The sequence below is a fragment of the Citrobacter sp. wls710 genome, assembly GCF_005281115.1.
Classification (GTDB): Bacteria; Pseudomonadota; Gammaproteobacteria; order Enterobacterales; family Enterobacteriaceae; genus Citrobacter; species Citrobacter werkmanii.
On sequence record NZ_SZXD01000024.1, the window covers coordinates 46542 to 68625 of the forward strand.

The window sequence follows — 22084 nt, forward strand, 5'->3', positions numbered from 1 at the left end:
GTTACGCTATTTAAACGCGGGTGCCCCACAGATCGTATTCATCTGCGTTTTCGACCTTCACGCGAATGATATCGCCAGGTTTCACCCTGGTTTCGCCATTCAGGTATACCGCGCCATCGATTTCCGGGGCGTCAGCCATACTGCGACCAATCGCGCCTTCTTCGTCAACTTCATCAACGATAACCAGAATTTCGCGGCCCACTTTCTCCTGCAAGCGTTCAGCAGAGATCTGCTGTTGCAACTGCATAAAGCGGTTCCAGCGTTCTTCTTTCACCTCTTCCGGGATTTGGTCTGGCAGGTCATTGGCGCCAGCGCCTTCAACCGGGCTGTATTTAAAGCAGCCGACGCGATCCAGGCGTGCTTCCTTCAGGAAGTCGAGCAGCATCTGGAAGTCTTCTTCTGTTTCACCCGGGAAACCGACAATGAAGGTGGAGCGCAGCGTCAGTTCAGGACAGATTTCACGCCACTGCTTGATGCGCGCCAGCTGTCTGTCGACTGAACCTGGGCGTTTCATCAGCTTGAGAATACGCGGGCTGGCATGCTGCAGCGGGATGTCCAGATACGGCAGGATTTTACCTTCCGCCATCAGCGGGATTACGTCATCAACGTGCGGGTAGGGATAGACGTAATGCAGACGCGTCCAGATCCCCAGTTTTGATAACTGTTCGCACAAATCAACCATGCTGGTTTTGACCGGCTCGCCGTTATGGAAACCGGTGCGATGCTTCACATCCACGCCGTACGCGGAGGTATCCTGAGAAATGACCAGTATCTCTTTCACGCCCGCATCTACCAGACGCTTGGCTTCGCTGAGAACGTCGCCGATCGGACGGCTCACCAGATCGCCACGCATTGAGGGAATAATGCAGAACGTGCAGCGGTGGTTGCAGCCTTCAGAAATTTTCAGATAGGCATAATGGCGCGGAGTCAGCTTGACGCCCTGCTCAGGAACCAGACTCTGGAACGGGTTATGCTTTGGTTTTGGCACATAGTGGTGAACGTGCTCCAGAACCTGTTCATAGCTGTGCGGACCGGTGATTTCCAGCACTTTCGGGTGGACTTCACGGATCTGATCGACTTTCGCGCCCAGACAGCCGGTAACGATCACCTTGCCGTTTTCGTTCAACGCTTCACCGATTGCTTCCAGGGACTCCTGAACCGCGCTGTCGATAAAGCCGCAGGTGTTAACGATAACCATATCCGCGTCGTCGTAGCTTGGCACAACATCATAGCCTTCGGTACGAAGTTCGGTCAGGATGCGCTCAGAATCGACGAGGTTTTTCGGACAACCTAGTGATATAAAACCAATTTTTGCCATTTTCTTATACTGTACATTGCTCGTAATCGGGGGATTATACAGATGCCGTCACGGTACATCTATATCTGATCGGCATAAGACCGGGAGAATAAAGACCAATACCTATAAATAGTGGATCGGTTAGCGGAAGGTGTTTAGCGAGTCTAATTCCGGCTTTAAGTGTCACTTCTTGGCTGTAGAAATTAATTAGCATAAATTTTATCTCGTCGAGCGTTATTAATGAGGTTAAATTTGAAAGATATTGTTTTGCAGTCGAAACTTGAAATGGCTAAAACTCTTTATGCTAATGGTGTGAGTTTATATTATATCTCACTGGCTACAGGCTTAAGTTGGCGTGTATTAATGACAGAATTAACGTTTATCGCCAGTCATGAAATTATTCGGCAAAAAACTGACGCTCGCAAACCCAGAGTTTAAATAATTTACCTGTCTATTACCCATCCTGCAAAATTTGAAAGGTAACGTTAATATGTATATTTCGCCACTACCGCTCGCGGCGGACTCTGATGTTGATAAACTGAGAGATGATATTGCTAATAAGCTTTTATTTACTATTGGTAAAGATCCCGCCATCGCCACGAAACGGGAGTGGCTTAATGCGACGTTATATGCGGTACGCGATCGAATGGTCGAGCGCTGGCACCGTTCTAATCGAGCACAATTCTCTCAGGATGCGCGCCAGGTTTATTATCTGTCGATGGAATTTTTAATTGGCCGTACGCTGTCTAATGCGTTGCTCTCGTTAGGTATTTACGACGAAGTCAGAAGCGCGCTTGAGGCAATGGGGCTGGAACTGGAAGAGCTAATTGACGAGGAAAATGATCCCGGACTTGGAAATGGCGGTCTCGGACGACTGGCGGCTTGTTTCCTTGATTCTCTGGCAACGCTTGGCCTGCCGGGATGCGGATACGGCATTCGCTATAACTACGGTATGTTTAAACAAAATATCGTTGATGGCGTGCAAAAAGAGTCGCTGGACTATTGGTTAGAATACGGTAATCCGTGGGAATTCAAACGTCATAATACGCATTATAAAGTGCGCTTTGGCGGGCGACTGCAACAAGAAGGGAATAAAACCCGCTGGCTAGAAACTGAAGATATTCTGGCGGTGGCCCATGACCAGATTATTCCCGGCTATGCGACGGACACTACCAATACATTGCGGTTGTGGAACGTTCAGGTAAATAGTGAGGTCAATGCGGGCAAACTGAATCAGCAGGAAGACTTTGCTACGGAAGTGGAAAACAAATATCACTTCGAGAGGATCTCGCGAGTTTTGTACCCTGATGATTCGACCGATGCAGGACGTGAACTGCGTTTACGCCAGGCCTATTTCCTGGCCTCGGCCACGATTCAGGACATCCTGAGCCGTCATTATCAGTTGCACCGCACATACGATAATCTGGCCGATAAAATCGCTATCCACCTCAATGATACGCATCCGGTGCTGGCGATCCCAGAGCTGATGCGTTTGTTGATTGATCATCACCAGTTTAGTTGGGATAACGCGTTTGACGTGACCTGTCAGATTTTTTCTTATACTAACCATACGTTGATGAGCGAGGCGCTGGAAACCTGGCCGGTAGAAATGCTAAGTCGACTTTTACCGCGTCATTTGCAGATTATTTTTGAGATTAACGACCGCTTCCTGAAGACGTTACAGGAGCGCTATCGCGATGATAGCGAACTGCTGCAGCGCGTATCGCTGATTGATGAATCTAATGGGCGCGTGGTGCGCATGGCCTGGCTGGCGGTGGTTGTCAGTCATAAGGTAAATGGCGTGTCGGTGTTGCATTCAAAGCTGATGACCGACTCTCTGTTTGCTGATTTTGCGCGTATCTTTCCTCTGCGTTTCACCAACGTAACCAATGGTGTCACGGCGCGGCGTTGGCTGGCGTTGGCTAATCCTCCGCTTGCCAATGTGCTGGATGAGAATATTGGCGAAAGCTGGCGGACCAAATTAATGCAATTGGGCGAGTTAAAGCAATACATAGATTATCCGACGGTGAATGAGGCGGTGCGCCGGGCGAAGTATGAAAATAAGCAGCGATTGGCGCAACATATTGCCGCCCATTACGGCGTGGTGGTGAATCCTGATGCGCTGTTTGATGTGCAGGTGAAACGTATTCACGAATACAAGCGGCAGCTTATGAATGTGCTGCATGTGATCACGCGCTATAACCGGATTAAAGCCGCGCCGGATGCCAACTGGGTTCCACGGGTGAATATTTTTGCCGGAAAAGCCGCCTCGTCTTATTACATGGCGAAGCAAATTATCCGCTTAATTAATGATGTGGCGCAGTTAGTCAACAATGACCCGCAAACAGGCGGCAAACTAAAGGTGGTTTTCATCCCGGATTACAGCGTCAGTCTCGCACAGCTAATTATTCCTGCTGCCGATCTGTCAGAGCAAATTTCCCTGGCCGGGACGGAAGCCTCCGGGACCAGCAATATGAAGTTTGGTATGAATGGCGCGTTGACCATTGGTACGCTCGACGGCGCGAATATTGAAATGCGCGAGTACGTTGGGGAAGATAACATCTTCATCTTTGGTAATACGGCTAATCAGGTTGAAGCCTTACGACGCGATGGCTATGACCCGCGACGCATCTTTGAAAATGATGAGGAATTGCACCAGGCGCTGACGCAAATCGGTACGGGTATGTTCAGCCCGCAGGAGCCCGGACGTTACAGAGACGTGCTGGATTCATTAATCAATTTTGGCGACACCTATCAGGTGTTGGCGGATTACCGCAGCTATGTGAACTGTCAGGATGCGGTGGATGAGCTGTATCGAACTCCCCGGGAGTGGACGACCAGGACGATGCACAATATTGCCAACATGGGGTATTTCTCATCGGACAGAACGGTGCAGGAATATGCCGACCATATCTGGCGCATAGCTAAAATTCACGTATAGCAATTTCCCTAACGCTGAGCCTCCCTGGTTTTTATAACAGGGAGGCGGTTTGCAAATTGGCGAGTATGGGGGAGAGGATCTTATGGGTATTGCTGTCTTTGCGTGATGAAGCAAACACACTAAATTGCGGCAGGGGAAACGGCGTGTTTATTTTTTTCAGCCCATACAGATGAGCATGTGTTGCAAACACCTTTTCCGGGATCACCCCTATACAATGGGTATTGGACACAATCGTCAGTATCGCCGTAAATGATGAGGTCAGCAGGCAGCGATCCCCGGATCTGAATTTTTTATCCACAATACTGCGATGGTAAATGATTTTTTCATTCTTGGTATTATAACCCACCAGGTTCGCGTTTCTGAATTGTGCTTCGCTAATGGAACTACCGTATAAAGCATTATTCTGCGACGCTACCAGTACCAGGCGCATATCGCATATTTTCTGGCATGAAAGGCTTGCTGACTCAACGGAAAAAGTTGAAAAAACGACATCCGCCTGGCGCATATTCAATAACTCAATAATGCTCTGTTCATTCAGGTCGGCGGTGAGGTGCAGGAGACTGATATCGGCGTCGGTATCGATTATTCTCGCGGTAACATCGGGAATGACGATAGGGGATATAAAAGATTCCGTATAGAGCGTTAGCCTTTTTTTGGCGGCAGGCGTGGAAAGCGGCATCAGCAACGACAGTTTGTCGATAATAGGGATCGTATTATCATAAAGCTCATCAGAGTAGACCGTCGGTAACAGCGCATTTCCGCTGCGGACAAACAGATTATCCCCCATCATTTCGCGCAGTTTTCTCAAGGACTGGCTGACGGCAGAAGGTGAGATATTCAACATATCAGCGACTCGGGAGATGCTGCCTACGCTATAGATCAAACAGAAAATCGTCAGCAGATTGAGATCAATTTTTGATAGTGTGCGAATTTTCTCTGCATCATTTGCTTTCGACATAGACCCCTCATAATCAGCACTACGGCAGTAATCACATCAGGTATAGCAAAAAATGTCATGCTAGCGGGAAACTGACCATTTTCGCTAAGCGCATCGCCTGGAGTTGTAACATTGTAAATTATGTTAATCAATTGAGCTTTGTTGATGTAGGACATCTATTTGTTCAAAAAACAACCATACTATTAAGTTGCACCATGGTTGGAAAGAGGAGGAACAAAGTATGGTTGTTGACAGACTGAGAACCGATCTTCTCAACAAATTGATAAACGCCCGTATCGAACTTGCCGCTTATCTGCTGTTGAGAAAAGCGAAAGGCTACATGTCAGTCAGCGAGAGCGATCGTCTGCGTGATAATTTTTTTGTGCTGAATCGCGAACTGCACGAGCAATCACAGCTTCACGGTATGCATCTTGATCAGGAAGAGTGGAATGCCCTTCATCGTGCTGAAGGGGCGTTAGCCGCCGCCGCTGTTTGTCTTATGAGTGGACATCACGATTGTCCAACTTTTATTGCCGTTAACGCAGATAAACTGGAAAACTGCCTGACAACGCTGACGCTGAGCATCCAGTGTTTGCAATCTTATCCAACGCTGGAACACGTCTGAATCAGGGGGAGGGCGCTCCCCCTTTTCGTTAAGATTATGTAAATGTAGCGGGATAATTCCCCCTGCTGGCTACGCTTTATGCAGAGCCATTCAGGAGGTGTTATGCGTCAACTCTTTCTCTGTGCTATCCCACTTGCGCTATTTTCCTCTTATGCCGCCGCGGTAAAGGTGGAGGTGCTGCAAACCAAACTTGATCACCCGTGGTCGCTGGCTTTTTTACCCGATAATCGCGGTATGTTAATTACGCTCAAAGGCGGCCAGCTTCGACTCTGGCAGCCTGATAAGGGACTTTCCGACCCGCTGACCGGCGTACCTAAAGTCTGGGCGAATGGTCAGGGAGGATTGTTGGATGTGGTGTTAGCGCCTGACTTTGAACGATCCCGGCGAGTGTGGCTCAGCTTCGCTGAAGCCGACAGTGAGGGTAAAGCCGGCACGGCGGTGGGTTACGGACGACTGAGCGACGATCTCAAACACCTGCAAGCGTTCCAGACCGTTTTTCGCCAACAGCCGAAGCTCTCAACCGGAAACCATTTTGGCGGGCGCATGGTGTTTGATGGTCATGGCTATCTGTTTATCGGCCTGGGTGAGAATAACCAACGTGCAACCGCCCAGGATCTAAATAAATTGCAGGGCAAGGTGGTACGTCTGACCGACGAGGGCAAAACGCCGCCGGATAATCCGTTTGTGAATCAGTCGGGGGCGCGGGCAGAAATTTGGTCGTATGGCATCCGTAATCCACAAGGTATGGCAATGAATCCGTGGAGCGATGCGCTGTGGCTCAATGAGCATGGTCCGCGTGGAGGCGATGAAATCAATATCCCCGCAAGAGGCAAAAACTACGGTTGGCCGATCGCAACCTGGGGGATTAACTATAGTGGTCTCAAAATTCCAGAAGCCAAGGGGCAAATTGTTGCGGGTACAGAACAGCCTATCTTTTACTGGGAAAAGTCACCGGCAGTCAGCGGAATGGCTTTTTACAATAGCGATACCTTCCCGCAGTGGCGGCAGAAGCTGTTTATCGGCGCGTTGAAAGATAAAGAGGTGATCGTGCTGAGCGTCAAAGGGAATACGGTCACCGAAGAGGGGCGCCTGTTGCAGGAAAGGGGACAGCGGATCCGCGATGTGCGCGTCGGACCAGACGGCTATTTGTACGTGTTAACCGACGAGTCCGACGGGGAATTATTGAAAGTGAGTCCCTGAGCTGATTAACTGACCGGGATCATCACCACTTTTTGAAATGCCGGGCGTTCCGTCAGTTGCTGATACCAGCGTTCCAGGTGTGGACGCGGGGTCCATGTCAAACCAACGTTGAACAGGTTATAGACAAATGGCGCAATGGCGATATCCGCCGTGCCAAATTCCGCCCCGGAGAACCACGGCTGGTCCGCCAGCGCGTTATCCAGAATAGCAAACAGGTTATCGCAAACCTGAATACTTGCCTCAATGGCTGCCATGTCGCGTTGATCGGCTGGCGTTCTGACCAGACCAAATAAGATAACCCGGTGCGCAGGACTCAGCGTCTGGTTCGCCCAATCCATCCATTTTTCGCCGACGGCACGCGCGGCAGGCGCCTCAACCCACAAACGCTTTTGCCCGTACTGCGCCGCCAGATAACGGACAATGGTATTGGATTCCCACAGGACAACGTCTGTTTCATCATCGCGTAGCAGTGGGACCAACCCGTTCGGGTTCATCGCCAGATAGTCGGCATCGCGGTTACCGCCATGCTGCCCGCCTGCCAGAATTTGGTTATACGGCAGTTCCAGTTCTTCGAGCGTCCACAATACTTTTTTTACGTTGGTCGAGTTATTGCGACCCCACAGTGTAATCATAGTAACCCCGCAAATTAATTGAGCAGCTTATGGCTGCAGATGCCATCTGACTAGCTCACATGGTGGGGGAAACCTAATATTTACGCAACAACGTCTAAAAAAATCGTGCCAGGGGCAGCGCTGCGCGGCGTTATTGCATAAACTTTAAAAACTTTACCAACTTACGGTTTCTTTAAGCTCGTTAGTGCGTTATTACTCACCGCACTTATTTTACACGTCATCCATCAGACTTTTTCTGCAATGGGTTGGTCGAGATTGTCTGACCAGTTTTGTGTAAACACGGTGTGGTATGACGTGGTTTTTTAGAATGGATACTCGGGTGGCATTTATGACGCAATACTTCTCTTCACTTCGCAGCTTTGCTGCTGGTTCTGCACTCTTAATCCTTTTGGCACCGACCGTACAGGCGGCGGAGCAACCCACGGCTCCTCCGAGCGTGGACGCGCGTGCATGGATCCTGATGGATTACGCCAGCGGCAAGGTGCTGGCAGAAGGTAATGCTGATGAGAAACTGGATCCTGCCAGTCTGACCAAGATCATGACCAGCTATGTGGTCGGTCAGGCGCTGAAGGCCGGAAAAATTAACCTCAACGACATGGTCACCGTGGGCAAAGATGCCTGGGCGACCGGTAATCCGGCCCTGCGCGGTTCGTCGGTTATGTTCCTCAAACCTGGCGATCAGGTTGCGGTATCCGATCTGAACAAAGGCGTTATCATTCAGTCTGGTAATGATGCCTGTATTGCACTCGCTGATTACGTTGCCGGGAGTCAGGAGTCCTTCATCGGTCTGATGAACGGTTACGCGAAAAAACTGGGACTGACCAATACCACGTTCCAGACGGTGCATGGCCTGGATGCGGCAGGGCAGTTCAGTACCGCGCGTGATATGGCGTTGCTCGGCAAGGCGTTAATCCACGATGTGCCCGAAGAGTACGCTATCCACAAAGAGAAAGAGTTTACCTTTAATAAAATTCGCCAGCCCAACCGCAACCGTCTGTTGTGGAGCACCAATCTGAACGTGGACGGAATGAAAACCGGTACCACGGCGGGCGCGGGTTATAACCTCGTCGCTTCCGCGACCCAGGGCGATATGCGTCTGATCTCCGTCGTGCTGGGGGCGAAAACCGACCGTATCCGTTTTAATGAGTCCGAAAAGCTGCTGACCTGGGGCTTCCGTTTCTTTGAAACCGTTACGCCGATTAAACCGGATGCCACCTTCGTGACTCAGCGCGTCTGGTTTGGCGATAAGAGCGAAGTCAATTTGGGGGCTGGGGAAGCGGGTTCGGTAACTATCCCGCGCGGTCAGCTTAAGAACCTGAAAGCCAGCTTTACGCTAACCGAGCCACAGTTAACCGCGCCGCTGAAAAAGGGGCAGGTTGTGGGGACTATCGACTTCCAGTTGAACGGTAAATCTATCGAGCAACGTCCGTTGATGGTGATGGAAGCAGTGGAAGAGGGTGGTTTCTTTAGCCGGATGTGGGATTTTGTGATGATGAAGTTCCACCAGTGGTTTGGCGGCTGGTTCTCTTAATCTAATCGATTGCCGGATGGCGCTAACATCGCTGTCCGGCAGTATCATCTAGTACAACAGCTTTATGCGTTGCGCCTTGGCGTATTCCACAAACTCATCGTCGGGGCGGCTGTCACTGATGATGGTATCAAAACGTTTTAATTCCCCCATCCTCGCAGGACGTACCTTCCCAAACTTGCTGTGGTCGACCACCAGAACGTGATGCTGCGCCATCGACATTGCCCAGTGTTTCACCGCTAATTCTTCCAGATTAAAGCAGGTCGCGCCTTTCTCAATGTGCACGCCTGCCGCGGAATAAAAGGCGATATCCGGACACAGATTATTCAGTGTTTCCTGAAAATCGAGCGGTTTGAAGATGGCGTTACTGGCATGAAATTCCCCGCCACATAGAATGACGCGACACTGCGGTTTTTCCTGCAATACCAGAAACGTATTTAGCGAGTAGCAGATTGCGGTGAAAGGCAGTTCATTGTCGATAGCCTCAATAATCCACGGCGTGGTCGTGCCGCAGTCGAAAAAGATGGTCTGATGCGCCTGCACGAGGCTTGCCGCCTGCTGTGCGGCACGGCGCTTTTCATCAACCAGACGGGATTTTTGATCGCTGATTAAATAGTGGTTGGCGCTGCGGGGCTCCAGAACAATATAGCCCCCGAGTAAGACGACAGGCGCATTGTTATTATTCAGGTCGCGACGAATGGTCATCTCAGATACGCCCAGCAGCGTCGCGGCTTCTTTGAGGTGTAATTTATCGCTGCGTTTCAGCGCCTGTAGCAACTGACCAATACGCTCGTCGCGTCGAGTTTCCATAGTTCCCCTGGAGAGTAGTATAAGTGCTCGTATTGCGCCTAATACTACTCTTTTTACCGTGGGTTAGTCACGCACCCAGCCTTTACGGATGGGCAGAGCGAAACAGGTGCGATAGCAGGTCTGCAAGCCGAAATATAGGGTGGCGCCGAACCGTTGCCAGATCATCTGGGCGCTCAGGCAGCCGATCAGCCCAGCCAGGAATCCGCCCAGCATATCCAGCGGCCAGTGTACGCCAAGGTAAACGCGCGACCATGCAATCGCCACGGCGACAACCATCAGCAGCGCGCCAGTCCACAGACGATGCCAGAACAGGAAAGCCAGAGCAAAAGTAAAGATAACCGTGCCGTGATCGCTCGGGAAAGAGTCATCCGCCGCATGGTGGAGGAAGTTGTACCCAATGTGGTTAACGAACGGACGATCGTGGGGGAACAGATGCCCCATCAGCCATGAAATAGTCAGGCCGACTGCCAGCGCTATCGCCATTTTTATGACCAACTGGCGCTGGAGAGTAACCTGAGCGCGCGGTCCCCAAAGCCAGAGAATAACGGCTAACAGCGGGACAATGCTGATTAAATCTTTGGCAATAAATATGGCGAGCGAGATAGCCCATTGCGCAGAGTCCGGCGTGGCATTGATGAGATAAAAAAGCGAGTTGTTCAGGTTTTCCAGCATAACGTCCAGACTCAGTGTAATTGTTAAAAGGCCCATAGGGGGAGAGCATAAAATTGCTGTTACAGGATAAAAAGCGGTCTTGTCTTATTTGTCTGCTAAATGACTATTTTTAAGACAATTAATGGGACTTATTGAGCATGATAGCGGCCTCAACTTAAATTAACCTTAAAGCAAAATGTTCTTGAGCAAATGAATGTAAAAATGTGCGCATTTTGCTTTCAAATCACATAATTCACTATCACCGGTACGGCGCATTTATTACACTTTGCGCGTTTTTTCATTTGCTAAGAGACTGCATGCAAAACCGTTTATCTTCAGGCGCCCGGTTGGGGCGTCAGGCATTACTTTTCCCTCTCTGTCTGGTGCTTTACGAATTCTCTACTTATATCGGTAACGATATGATCCAGCCCGGAATGTTGGCGGTGGTGGAGCAATATCAGGCCGGATTAGACTGGGTACCCACTTCCATGACTGCCTATCTGGCGGGTGGCATGTTTTTACAGTGGCTGTTAGGGCCACTGTCGGATCGTATTGGTCGTCGCCCGGTGATGTTAACCGGCGTACTCTGGTTCATTGTGACCTGCCTTGCGACTCTGCTGGCACAGAATATTGAGCAATTTACCTTTCTGCGTTTCTTGCAGGGGATAAGCCTGTGCTTTATTGGCGCGGTGGGTTACGCCGCAATTCAGGAATCCTTTGAGGAAGCGGTGTGTATAAAAATTACCGCGCTGATGGCAAACGTGGCGCTGATTGCGCCGCTGCTGGGACCGCTAGTTGGCGCGGCCTGGGTACATGTTCTGCCGTGGGAAGGGATGTTTATCCTGTTTGCTGCTCTCGCAGCTATCTCCTTCTTTGGCCTGCAACGCGCGATGCCGGAAACGGCGACCCGGCTTGGTGAAAAGCTGTCCATTAAAGATCTGGGTAAAGATTATAAGCTGGTGCTAAAAAATGGGCGTTTTGTTGCCGGCGCGCTGGCATTAGGTTTTGTCAGCCTGCCGTTACTGGCGTGGATTGCCCAGTCGCCGATTATTATCATCAGCGGTGAACACCTCAGCAGTTACGAATATGGCCTGCTGCAGGTGCCGATTTTTGGGGCGCTGATTGCCGGTAATCTGGTGCTGGCGCGTCTGACTTCGCGCAAGACCGTGCGTTCGCTGATTATCATGGGTGGCTGGCCTATCGCCGTCGGACTGGTGATTGCCGCGGCGGCCACGGTAGTGTCATCCCATGCGTATTTGTGGATGACGGCGGGTTTGAGTATCTATGCGTTTGGCATTGGCGTGGCGAATGCAGGGCTGGTCCGCCTGACGTTGTTTGCCAGTGAAATGAGTAAGGGGACGGTTTCTGCCGCTATGGGCATGTTGCAGATGCTGATTTTTACCGTCGGTATTGAGTTGAGCAAACATGCTTATCTGCTGGGAGGAAACGGCTTATTCAGCCTGTTTAATCTGGCAAGCGGCGTACTGTGGCTGATATTGATGGTTATCTTTCTGAAAGATAAACGGGTAGGGAATTCCCGGGAAGGCTAAAGCCCGGTTGCCCGGGCCTGACGAAACTCAGTGATGGTCGTCAATCTGATGTTCGATAACCATCCCTTCACCTACGCTGGCAACATGTCGCGCATAGGGATGTGCGCGATAGACAGGTGCCGGGGCGGGTGTTGGAGCAACATACACTGTTTGTGGCGCGGTCGTCACGTTGACCGCCTGCGGAACGCTGACGGAAGAGGGCACGACCACCACTTTATAACCGCTTGGTACATCCACGGTAACGCTTTGCGCAAATGAAGTCCCCGCAAAACCCAGCAACAATGTTGCTATCAGTACACTTTTCTTCATGATCCGCTCGCCTGAAGTAATCACTGGAGGTAATAATCCAGTGGGGTTAATTTGAGGCGGATTATGAATAGATCATATCATCATTTTGTTGCCGTCTGTGCTGAGGCGTTAATGCGTAAACGGCGCTTCGTTTTTTAATACGCGGTCGATAACATCCAGCACACCCTCTTCGTTGTTCGATCCCGCGCGATATTTTGCCGCCTGGACAACCGGTTCGTGAGCGTTGGCCATTGCGAAACTAAATCCCGCCTGACGCAGCATCTCAATATCATTTCCGCCATCGCCAAACACAACAACCTCGTCGTCGCTAATATTCCAGCGTTGTTGCAGCAGGCGCAGACCATTTGCCTTATGCACACCTGGAATAATTAAATCGATGCTGCCGTAGCCGGTATGCACCGGTACCATGATATCGCCAATTGCCTCATGGAGATCGGCCTGCACCTGCGGGATACGGTCGTCTGAAATATTCAGCCCGAATTTGAAAAAAACGTCGTTGAGATTGTCAAAATTATCTACAAATTCAAGACGATGATAGTACATGGCGGAAACGGATTTATGCTCATCGCTGTATTTTTTGAGCGTATAGGCGCTGTTTTTACCGCAGGCGATAATGTCGATGTCCGTACGGGTCAACAGATGATCCACGATGGCCTTGAAATCGTCTTTTGCCAGTTCACCGTTAAAAATATCTTTCCCTTCACTGACTACCCAACCGCCGTTTTCAGCGACAAATGAGATTTCATTGGCCAGTTCAGGGAAAAAGGAGATGAGCTGGTAATACTGATTGCCGCTGGCGACGACAAAGCGGATCCCTTGTTCTTTCATTTGACGGTATTGCGCCATAAACCGCTCACGGTTATAGGTTTTTTGGTCGCTTAAAAATGTGCCATCCATGTCGACCGCAATTAATTTGATGCTCATTAGCTGTTCTCCATCACAGGGGTATTTTTGAGATCCGGTTTCGCCACCGCTTTCGCGACAATGGCGGCGATAAGCACCAGCGCCAGCACCACCAGCATAGCGCTGCGCAGGCCGTAATGTTCACCCAGATAGCCCAGCAGCGGCGGCCCTACCAGGAATGCCAGGTAGCCGGTGGTCGCTACAACGCTGACGCGGGTTGGCGCATCGGGACCGGTGTCGCTGGCTGCTGAAATGGTCAGCGGGAAGCCGAGCGATGCACCAAGCCCCCACAGAATAACGGAAACACCCGCTACCCATGTGCTATCGACAAAAATAATCAGACTGATGCCAAGCGCCCCCATCAACGCGCTGGCACGCACCACCGCGACGCGGCTGTAGCGGTCGATAAACCAGCCGCCGGTGAATCGACCCACGGTCATACCCAGCGTAAATCCAGCATAAATCAGCGAGCCTGATGTCGGGCTAAATCCGTGGCCATCCACCATCAACAGCGGCAGCCAGTCGTTGGCCGAACCTTCAGCAAACGCCATCGCCAGCACCACGACGCCAATCAGCAGCAACTGAATGTCGCGATAGAAAGGCACGCCTTTTTCGCTGGAGTGAGCGCCGTCAGAGGCATTCTTACCCGTGCCGTCTGGAATGGCCTTGATGGCGATAAAGATAGGAGTGATTGCCACCATTGCCGCCAATAAAATATGTACGGTCGCAGGCACGCTGAAGGCGGTAAACATCATCCCGACCCCGGCTCCCGCCAGCGTTCCTAGACTGTAAAAACCATGCATCATCGGCAGCACGGTCTTGTTCATTTCGCGCTCAACTGCCGCGCCTTCGACGTTGATGGCGACTTCCGCTGCGCCAAAGCTGGCGCCAAACACGCCCAGGCCAAACGCGAAAAGCCATGCGGAATGCAACCATAGCGCCGCGCTGAGGATAGCCATCCCGAGGACTGCACAGGACATGGTGGTGCGGATCACTTTACGCGTGCCAAATCGTTTCACCAGCCAGGCCGAACAAAGAATGCCACTCATCGAACCAATAGAGAGTCCAAACAATACCGCGCCCATTTCGGCGGTGGAGATGGAGAGGATATCTCGGATGGCAGGAGTACGCGTTGCCCAGGAAGCCATTAGTAATCCGGGTAAAAAGAAAAACGTGAAAAGCGCCCAGGTGCGACGTCTTAAGGCTTTGCGTGGTGAGGTGCCTGTCATGAATTCGAGCCAAAGAAAAGAGGGAAGAAGACAACATTAGCAAGACTGTGTACATTTGTACACAAACGCAAGGTGAGGAAATGCAGTGCGACGCGCGAACGATCCGCTACGGCGGGAAAAGATAGTTCAGGCCACCCTTGATGCGGTAATCGCCTACGGTGTCCATGGGGTTACGCACCGAAAAATCGCCATGATTGCCGGGGTACCGCTGGGTTCAATGACCTATTACTTTTCGGGAATAGATGAGCTTTTAATGGAGGCGTTCGGGCGCTTTACTGACACGATGTCTCAGCAGTATCAGGCTTTTTTTGCCGACGTTGCGGATGCGCAGGCAGCCTGCCATGCCATTACCGAGATGATTTACAGCTCCCAGGTTACAACGCCCGATAATATGGAACTCATGTACCAGTTGTATGCTTTCGCCAGTCGCAAACCGACGTGGAAAATGGTGATGCAAAACTGGATGTTACGCAGTCAACAAACGCTGGAACAGTGGTTTGAACCGGTAACTGCGCGGGCGCTGGATGCATTTCTCGAAGGAATGACGCTGCATTTTGTTACCGACAAAAAACCGCTGTCGCGGGAAGATATTCTGATGATGGTGGAGCGTATTGCCGGATTGCCGCAGAGATAAAATCATCAAAATGGTTTGTCGAGGCGGGTAATGGCCTGACGTAAAAAATCAACGACTTTCACCGCCTCTGTAGTCAACGGTCGGGCGGCTTTTTTTACCGTCCCGACATCCATATAAGTAATAAAATCATCAATCGTTCTGTGCATGACGCGCAGACCATCCAGTGACCACGGGCGATACACCAGGTCGGATAAAATAGTTATTCCCCTGCCTTTTGCAACCAGGCTTCTTATTGCTTCAAAAGAGTTGCTGCGAAAACTGATATTGGGCGTATAGCCACGCTGCTGCCAGTAATCGATGATTACGTCAGGGTACTTATCGGTTTCCAGCAGTAAAAATGGTAGCTTCTCGACGTCTGTTAAACGGATTGATGCTTGGCTCTGTAGCGGATGCCCAATAGACGTCCACAGGCGGCGCTGTGAACGAATAAATGTTTCGATCTCCAGGTCGTTATCATGGCTGATATTTGAGGTCAGAAGCAGGCAAAAATCGACCTTTTTTTCCCGGAGCGCCTGTACCAGTTCCGGTGCAGTAGCTTCATGAAACACGATCTCCAGCAAAGGGAAACGTCGTTCAATATCGTTGAGTATATCCGGGATAAGATAGGCTGAGAGCGTTTCGGCAATGCCTATGCGCACTGTGCCGGTGAGAATTTCACTTCTGTCATGCAGGGCGTCAACAGCCGAGTGGCTACTGTTGATAATGTTACAGGCATGTGCCAGAAAGCGCTCGCCCTCGGCGGTGAGCTTCACGCCTTTGGGGTAACGTACAAATAGCTGCACGTCTAATGCTTCCTCCAGATTCCGCATGGCAATGGTCATTGATGACTGAGAAATATGACAGCGCGCAGCAGCTTTGGAAATTTGTAATGTTTCTGCAAGTGCGATGTAAAACTCAAGTTGCCTTAGCGTAAATTTCATAGTTTTAATCTATGCAGATGGATAAAAACGTTATATTAGCATTCATTCTCACGCCGCCGTAGCCTTGTGGTCATACCGTACAACTGGCAATAAGGCGCAAATATGCCCTATCTTTTACTCAGTCTGGCTGCCTGTTTTTGGGGTGGGAATTATGTGGTTGGTCATCTATTAGTCGCTGAAGTTGATCCCATTGTTTTATCAGCGGCACGCTGGATATTTACCGCGTTATTATTGATGGCGCTCTATTTTCGTCAGGTCGCAGAGCAATGGCCGGTGATGAAAACATCCTTGGGTACCATCGTCTTCCTCGCACTTTGTGGTCAGGTTCTTTTCCCCTTAACGCTGTATATCGGCCTGCAATATACAACCTCGCTCAATGCGGCGATTTATATGTCCACGACTCCGGCGCTCGTTCTGTTAATCAATAAGTTCTTTTTTAAAGAGCGGATTTCTGCGCGAAATATAGCAGGTGTGATCCTGAGCACTGTTGGTGTTATCTGGCTGGTGTCGCAGGGCGATATGATACATACGCGGGTATTTGCACATCTGAATCAGGGCGATGTCTGGACCATGGGGTCGGCGTTAAGTTGGGCCGTATATTGTTCCTTTTTGCGCATTAAACCGCGTGAGGTGAAGGGAAACGCCTTTGTCGCCGTGAGCGCGATGCTCGGTGCGATGGTGCTTATTCCGGTACTGGCTGTGGAGTTGATGCGTAATGGTATGCCGGGCTGGGATAGCTATGCCAATACAGGCGTTATTACTGGGCTGGCATACCTTGTTATTTTTCCTTCCTGGCTGTCATATCTGTTATGGAACAAAGGGATTAGCGCTATTGGCGCAACCCGCGGAGAGATCTATTCGCACTTGATCCCACTGAGTGGCGGATTATTTAGCGTTATGTTTTTGCACGTCACCCTGCATTCATATCATCTGGTGAGCGCGTTGGTTATTATGTGCGGTATAGCATTGTGTTCCCGCCCGAGTGCAAAAAAAGGCTCGCAGCAGCGCACGGCGTGAAAAGCGGGTAAATTAGCTTACGGTTGTGCCCCCGGTAATATTTACCACCGTGGCGGTCATTGCTCCAGCATGGTCTGAAGCCAGAAAGGTTGTAACCTCAGCGATTTGTGCCAGCGTAGGCAGGCGTCCGATCATGGTGCCTTGTGCTGCACCGCTTAACCATTGTTCGACGGTTAAACCCATTGACTGCGCTTTCGCGGTGAAAATCTCCCCGGTATAGGAACCGGCCGCTACCCCATCCATAATCGCATGCGAGCGCACGCCGACGACACGAATGTTTATGGGGCCCGTCTCGCTGGCAAGCGCTTTAATAAATGCTTCTGTTCCTGCACAACCGACGATATGGCCGAGATGCCCAGGCATCGCCATCGGGGCTGCGGGAGCAACGATGGTGAGAATGACGCCAGCTCGATTGCCGCCCATGTGTGGCGTTACGGCTTTTGCGATATTGAACTGCGCCGCAAGGAAAGGGGTGATCCCACTCATAAACTCAGAGAGGGATAGTGCGTCGATGCGCTTGCCCTGTTCATGCATAAAGCCGGTCGCGTTAACCACCACATCAATTCCACCGATTTGCTGTACCAGGCGGGTAACTTGTGTTGAGGTGTCGTGCTCGTCGAGCACATCGGTGATAAACGTATCGACGGTACCCCCCGCCATTCGCAGGCGACTGGCCGCCCAATCAAGCTTTTCCTGACAGCGAGCGCCCAGGTATACATGAGCACCTTCGCGCGCCATCGCCTGTGCAACCGCGCTACCAATAGCGCCGCTGCCGCCGAAGATCACCGCAACCTTTCCAGTAAGCAACATAGTAAACTCCCGTCACCTTTAAGCACCGATTAAAAGTATGTGCCATAACCGGTGTGCTGCAAATTTGGGGAGGAATTATGGGGAGAAGGGGGGATAGCAAATTTCAGGCAACAAAAAACCCATCAACCTTGAACCAAAACGGCGGGGTTGATGGGCTCCACAAATTGGGGACATCAAAGAAAAGCAGTGGCAATAGTTATGACTGACACCTTGAAGAAAAGTTCTGCTGAACTGCAAAAAATTTTCGTTTAAGGGTGATTTTCAGTGCTAACCAAGGCCTGGCCAGACAATGACGATGAGTGTCCCCGCCAATGTCAGCAGAACGTTGGCAATGGCGTAGGTGCCAGCATAGCCTAATGCCGGGATGTTGCTGCGGGCCGTGTCGCTGATGATTTCCATTGCCGGAGCGCAGGTACGCGCGCCCATCATGGCGCCAAACAGCAGGGCGCGGTTCATGCGCAATACGTAAGCGCCAAACAAGAAACAAATAACAACCGGAACCAGGCTCACAACCAATCCGGCAATCAGCATTTGACCACCAACGGCGCCAAGGCCATTGCCAATGCCGCTACCTGCGCTCAAACCGACGCCTGCCATGAATACCATCAGACCAAACTCTTTCACCATGTTCAGCGCGCCCTGCGGAATATAGCCAAACGTTGGATGGTTGGCACGCAGGAAGCCGAGCATAATCCCGGCGAACAGTAATCCAGCCGCATTCCCAATACCGAAGCTGAAATTACTGAACTGGAAAGTGATCATCCCAATCATCAGACCAATGATAAAGAAGGCGCAGAAGGCCAGCAGATCGGTCACCTGACTGTGAATGGAAATGAAGCCGATACGATCTGCGATCGTTTTAACGCGACGAGCATCGCCGCTAACCTGCAACACGTCACCTTTATTGAGCACGACGTTGTCATCGATAGGCATTTCGATCTGGCTGCGGATCACGCGGTTGAGGAAACAGCCGTGGTCGGTCAGCTTCAACTGGGCCAGGCGACGGCCAACGGCATTGTGGTTTTTCACCACAATCTCTTCAGTGACGATACGCATATCGAGCAGATCGCGATCGAACACTTCTTTGCCGTTACGGAAACTGGGATCGAGGCGGGCATGCGCGTCTGGATAACCAACTAAGGCTATTTCGTCGCCCATTTGCAGCACTGCGTCACCGTCCGGGTTGGCCAGGATGCCGTTGCGGCGGATGCGTTCAATGTAGCAGCCGGTCTGACGATAAATACCCAGTTCGCGCAGATTCTTACCATCAGCCCATGCCACCAGCTCCGGGCCCACGCGGTAGGCGCGGATCACCGGCAGATAAACCTTACGGTTGGCGTCAGTGTCCAGACCACGCTCACGCGCAATTTGTTGGGCGCTGGTTTGCAGGTCCTGATGTTGAAGTTTTGGCAGGTAGCGCGCACCGACAATCAGACTGACCAGTCCAATCAAATAGGTGAGGGCGTACCCCAGACTCAGGTTATCGAGGGCGGTGGAAAGCTGTGAGCCTGCCATTCCGGAATGGCGCAAGGTATCGCCTGCGCCGACCAGCACCGGCGTGGAGGTCATCGAACCGGCCAGCATACCCGCCGTCAGGCCGATGTCCCAGCCAAATAGCTTACCCAGCCCCAGGGCGATCAGCATTGCGCTACCGACCATCACCAGAGCAAGCATTAGATAATTTTTCCCATCGCGAAAAAAAATCGAAAAAAAGTTGGGGCCGGCTTCGACGCCGACACAAAAAATAAACAGCATAAAGCCGAGATTTAATGCGTCGGTGTTAATACTAAAGTGCTGCTGACCTAATAATAGGGACACCACTAAAACGCCAATGGAATTACCGAGTTGGACTGAACCCAGGCGTAATTTACCCAGGCAGAGGCCCAGAGCCAGGACCACAAATAATAACAGGATGTAATTCCCATTTAACAAATCTGCGACGTTTATATTCACTGAGGCTAACTTCTTGTTTACTAGTAAGCTATTGAAAGAAATGGCAATTTACGCTAATGTTTTTGCCAGAAATTAAGGGGCGACAGCACCGCACACAGCCCCGATTAATGCAGCATAACAATATATGCGGATAGTTTAATCTCATTACGTATCAACGGCTATAAGAATCGTGTGGGTGTGTTTTTGGCATGGAATGCCGAGTTACTTTATCTGACTGGACGCCTGCGGGCGAAAAGAGTGTTCGATAGAGAATGTGTCAGGAGGAACGATTGAAACATAAGCAAAGTTGGGCGGGGGCGATCTGCTGCTTTGTGCTCTTTATTGTGGTGTGCCTTTCATTGACGCTAAACGTGAAAGGGGCATTCAGAGCGGCAGGGCATCCTGAGGTCGGGTTGTTGTTTTTTATCTTGCCTGGTGCTGCAGCAAGCTTTTTCTCCCACCGTCGGGAGGTGCTCAGACCTCTTCTGGGTGCAATGTTGGCGGCGCCATGCTGTCTGTTGCTAATGCGGTTCGTTTTTATGCCGACGCGTTCATTGTGGCAAGAACTGGCGTGGTTATTCAGTGCGGTGTTTTGGTGCGCGCTTGGCGCATTGTGTTTTTTGTTTATCAGTAGCTTGTTCAATCAGCATCAACGACGGAAAAAGAACTGATCACGCCCTCCAGCGGAGGGCGTAGAAACAGCTATCAGGCGAACAGATTCATATTCTCTTTTGCCCACGCCTCAAAATCCGTGCAGCCGCCGATGTGTTTTTGATCAACAAAAATCTGCGGAACGGTTTCAACCGGCTTACCTACCGTCTTTTCCAGATCGGCTTTCGTAATACCTTCGGCATGGATATCAATGTAGCGGAAGTTAAAATCGTCATGCTCATTGCTTAATTTTTCTGCTAATTCTTTTGCGCGCACGCAATACGGGCACCCTGGGCGACCAAAAATAACGGCAAACATCTCTCTCTCCTCGAACTTATCAGGCCGGATGGCGAATACTTATTATGATGCCGCGATTTGTGACGGATGGAAAGCAGGTTCGGCCTGTTGCTTTGATATCCTCAAGCTATAACTGTTAAACACGACGAGCCGGAACGTTTTATAATAAAAGCCATTTCGCCGGGAGGTCGCTTATGCGCACCATTGGTGTATTACCGAAAAGCGTATTGATGCTGGAAATAATGGGGATGGTTTTGTTATCGCTGGCGCTGCTGTCGCTTAATGATTACCTGACCTTACCCGCGCCGCTTAACAGCCCGTTAGCCTGCGTGGTGATGATATTTCTGGGCGTACTGCTGATGTTACCCGCCGCAGTGATGTTGATGTGGCGCATTGCTCAACTGCTGGCGCCGCAGCTCCTGTCGCGCGCTCCCGACGATTCTTCCCGTTCAGACAGAGAAAAAAGAGATGACGCCAACCATTGATTTAATCCGCAGCCACCGTTCCATTCGCCATTTTACCGATGAAGCTATTTCTGACGCACAGCGAGAGGCAATCATTGCCGCCGCTCAGGGCACCTCAAGCTCCAGTTTTTTACAGTGCACAACGATTGTTCGGATAACCGATAAAACTCTGCGTGAATCGCTGGCTACCTTATCTGGTGGTCAAAAGCACGTGGCGCAGGCCGCTGAATTCTGGGTGTTTTGCGCTGACTTCAACCGTCATTTGCAGATTTGCCCTGACGCGCAGTTGGGGCTGGCAGAGCAACTGCTGCTGGGTGTGGTTGATACGGCGATGATGGCGCAAAATGCGCTGACGGCGGCAGAATCGCTGGGACTTGGCGGTGTGTATATTGGTGGGTTGCGTAACAATATTGAGTCGGTCACGGAATTATTGAAATTGCCGCAGCATGTTCTGCCGCTGTTTGGTTTGTGCCTTGGCTGGCCTGCGGATAACCCGGATATCAAGCCGCGCCTGCCTGCGTCGCTGGTTGTGCACGAAAACCAGTATCAGCCGCTCAATACAGACGTTTTGTCGCAGTATGACGAACAGCTTGCGCAGTACTATCTGACCCGCGGCAGCAATACGCGTCGTGACACCTGGAGCGATCACATTCGTCGAACCATCATTAAAGAAAGTCGTCCCTTTATCCTGGAATATTTGCATAAACAGGGATGGGCCACGCGCTAAAGATTTCAACCCAGTGTATG

General features: G+C 50.9%; 23 protein-coding genes. 11 read left to right on the top strand and 12 right to left on the bottom strand.

The window, feature by feature from the left end:
* Positions 1-10 precede the first annotated feature (10 nt).
* On the bottom strand, positions 11-1318 hold the full coding sequence (gene rimO, locus FDX14_RS07335) for a 30S ribosomal protein S12 methylthiotransferase RimO (protein WP_038639187.1): 1308 nt from the start codon (positions 1316-1318) through the stop codon (positions 11-13).
* 231 nt (positions 1319-1549) lie between these two features.
* On the opposite strand from rimO, the gene FDX14_RS07340 reads away from it, so the two are divergent.
* A complete protein-coding gene (locus FDX14_RS07340; protein WP_227093261.1) occupies positions 1550-1735 on the top strand; it encodes a glycine cleavage system protein T in 186 nt (61 codons plus the stop codon).
* A 52-nt stretch (positions 1736-1787) separates the two neighbouring features.
* Entirely contained in the window at positions 1788-4238 is a 2451-nt protein-coding gene (gene glgP, locus FDX14_RS07345) for a glycogen phosphorylase (RefSeq protein WP_061381892.1), read from the top strand.
* 31 nt (positions 4239-4269) lie between these two features.
* On the opposite strand, the gene FDX14_RS07350 is transcribed toward glgP, so the two are convergent.
* The gene (locus FDX14_RS07350; RefSeq protein WP_079224849.1) at positions 4270-5196 is read right to left on the bottom strand and encodes a LysR family transcriptional regulator; all 927 of its coding nucleotides are present in this window, start codon (positions 5194-5196) and stop codon (positions 4270-4272) included.
* A gap of 220 nt (positions 5197-5416) precedes the next feature.
* On the opposite strand from FDX14_RS07350, the gene bssR reads away from it, so the two are divergent.
* Complete coding sequence (bssR, locus tag FDX14_RS07355) at positions 5417-5800, top strand: biofilm formation regulator BssR (protein ID WP_038639191.1); 384 nt, start codon at positions 5417-5419, stop codon at positions 5798-5800.
* Between the two features lie 102 nt (positions 5801-5902).
* A complete protein-coding gene (locus FDX14_RS07360) occupies positions 5903-7000 on the top strand; it encodes a PQQ-dependent sugar dehydrogenase (protein WP_042309544.1) in 1098 nt (365 codons plus the stop codon).
* A gap of 5 nt (positions 7001-7005) precedes the next feature.
* On the opposite strand, the gene FDX14_RS07365 is transcribed toward FDX14_RS07360, so the two are convergent.
* The gene (locus tag FDX14_RS07365; protein WP_137349285.1) at positions 7006-7632 is read right to left on the bottom strand and encodes a glutathione S-transferase family protein; all 627 of its coding nucleotides are present in this window, start codon (positions 7630-7632) and stop codon (positions 7006-7008) included.
* 328 nt (positions 7633-7960) lie between these two features.
* On the opposite strand from FDX14_RS07365, the gene dacC reads away from it, so the two are divergent.
* Positions 7961-9163, top strand: coding sequence for a serine-type D-Ala-D-Ala carboxypeptidase (dacC, locus tag FDX14_RS07370; protein ID WP_032940149.1), 1203 nt, complete (start codon positions 7961-7963; stop codon positions 9161-9163).
* A 48-nt stretch (positions 9164-9211) separates the two neighbouring features.
* Here dacC and deoR read toward each other — a convergent pair whose 3' ends face one another.
* Together deoR and ybjG are read right to left on the bottom strand one after the other, a co-directional pair.
* The gene (deoR, locus tag FDX14_RS07375; protein ID WP_042309541.1) at positions 9212-9970 is read right to left on the bottom strand and encodes a DNA-binding transcriptional repressor DeoR; all 759 of its coding nucleotides are present in this window, start codon (positions 9968-9970) and stop codon (positions 9212-9214) included.
* 63 nt (positions 9971-10033) lie between these two features.
* Complete coding sequence (ybjG, locus tag FDX14_RS07380) at positions 10034-10642, bottom strand: undecaprenyl-diphosphate phosphatase (RefSeq protein ID WP_038639201.1); 609 nt, start codon at positions 10640-10642, stop codon at positions 10034-10036.
* A gap of 296 nt (positions 10643-10938) precedes the next feature.
* On the opposite strand from ybjG, the gene FDX14_RS07385 reads away from it, so the two are divergent.
* Complete coding sequence (locus FDX14_RS07385) at positions 10939-12171, top strand: MFS transporter (protein ID WP_038639204.1); 1233 nt, start codon at positions 10939-10941, stop codon at positions 12169-12171.
* 27 nt (positions 12172-12198) lie between these two features.
* On the opposite strand, the gene FDX14_RS07390 is transcribed toward FDX14_RS07385, so the two are convergent.
* From FDX14_RS07390 to FDX14_RS07400, 3 genes are all read right to left on the bottom strand, one after another.
* Positions 12199-12480, bottom strand: a complete 282-nt coding sequence (locus FDX14_RS07390; protein WP_061381887.1) for a hypothetical protein — start codon at positions 12478-12480, stop codon at positions 12199-12201.
* Positions 12481-12588: 108 nt separating this feature from the next.
* Positions 12589-13404 carry a Cof-type HAD-IIB family hydrolase gene (locus FDX14_RS07395; RefSeq protein WP_042309534.1) on the bottom strand — a complete coding sequence of 272 codons (816 nt, stop codon included), beginning with the start codon at positions 13402-13404 and terminating at the stop codon, positions 12589-12591.
* On the bottom strand, positions 13404-14612 hold the full coding sequence (locus tag FDX14_RS07400) for an MFS transporter (RefSeq protein ID WP_137349286.1): 1209 nt from the start codon (positions 14610-14612) through the stop codon (positions 13404-13406). The genes FDX14_RS07395 and FDX14_RS07400 overlap by 1 nt, the downstream gene beginning before the upstream one ends.
* A gap of 85 nt (positions 14613-14697) precedes the next feature.
* Between FDX14_RS07400 and FDX14_RS07405 the strand changes: the two genes are divergently transcribed.
* Positions 14698-15246 (top strand): TetR/AcrR family transcriptional regulator, encoded by a 549-nt coding sequence (locus FDX14_RS07405; RefSeq protein ID WP_137349287.1) that lies wholly within the window; start codon positions 14698-14700, stop codon positions 15244-15246.
* A gap of 5 nt (positions 15247-15251) precedes the next feature.
* Here FDX14_RS07405 and FDX14_RS07410 read toward each other — a convergent pair whose 3' ends face one another.
* A complete protein-coding gene (locus FDX14_RS07410; protein ID WP_061388466.1) occupies positions 15252-16166 on the bottom strand; it encodes a LysR family transcriptional regulator in 915 nt (304 codons plus the stop codon).
* A gap of 102 nt (positions 16167-16268) precedes the next feature.
* Here FDX14_RS07410 and FDX14_RS07415 point away from each other — a divergent pair, with 102 nt between their 5' ends.
* Positions 16269-17183, top strand: coding sequence for a DMT family transporter (locus tag FDX14_RS07415; protein ID WP_061381884.1), 915 nt, complete (start codon positions 16269-16271; stop codon positions 17181-17183).
* A 12-nt stretch (positions 17184-17195) separates the two neighbouring features.
* Here the strand turns inward: FDX14_RS07415 and FDX14_RS07420 are convergent, their stop codons facing one another.
* Together FDX14_RS07420 and FDX14_RS07425 are read right to left on the bottom strand one after the other, a co-directional pair.
* Positions 17196-17993, bottom strand: coding sequence for an SDR family NAD(P)-dependent oxidoreductase (locus FDX14_RS07420; RefSeq protein WP_061381883.1), 798 nt, complete (start codon positions 17991-17993; stop codon positions 17196-17198).
* Positions 17994-18260: 267 nt separating this feature from the next.
* Entirely contained in the window at positions 18261-19946 is a 1686-nt protein-coding gene (locus tag FDX14_RS07425) for an aspartate:alanine antiporter (RefSeq protein WP_042309524.1), read from the bottom strand.
* A gap of 269 nt (positions 19947-20215) precedes the next feature.
* On the opposite strand from FDX14_RS07425, the gene FDX14_RS07430 reads away from it, so the two are divergent.
* Positions 20216-20596: an inner membrane protein YbjM gene (locus FDX14_RS07430; RefSeq protein WP_061388467.1), complete on the top strand. Its 381-nt coding sequence runs from the start codon at positions 20216-20218 to the stop codon at positions 20594-20596.
* 34 nt (positions 20597-20630) lie between these two features.
* Here the strand turns inward: FDX14_RS07430 and FDX14_RS07435 are convergent, their stop codons facing one another.
* On the bottom strand, positions 20631-20894 hold the full coding sequence (locus FDX14_RS07435) for a GrxA family glutaredoxin (protein ID WP_016152408.1): 264 nt from the start codon (positions 20892-20894) through the stop codon (positions 20631-20633).
* 173 nt (positions 20895-21067) lie between these two features.
* Here FDX14_RS07435 and FDX14_RS07440 point away from each other — a divergent pair, with 173 nt between their 5' ends.
* On the top strand, positions 21068-21358 hold the full coding sequence (locus FDX14_RS07440; protein ID WP_061381882.1) for a YbjC family protein: 291 nt from the start codon (positions 21068-21070) through the stop codon (positions 21356-21358).
* Positions 21342-22064, top strand: coding sequence for a nitroreductase NfsA (gene nfsA / locus FDX14_RS07445; protein WP_042309520.1), 723 nt, complete (start codon positions 21342-21344; stop codon positions 22062-22064). The genes FDX14_RS07440 and nfsA overlap by 17 nt, the downstream gene beginning before the upstream one ends.
* The last annotated feature ends 20 nt before the right edge of the window (positions 22065-22084 follow it).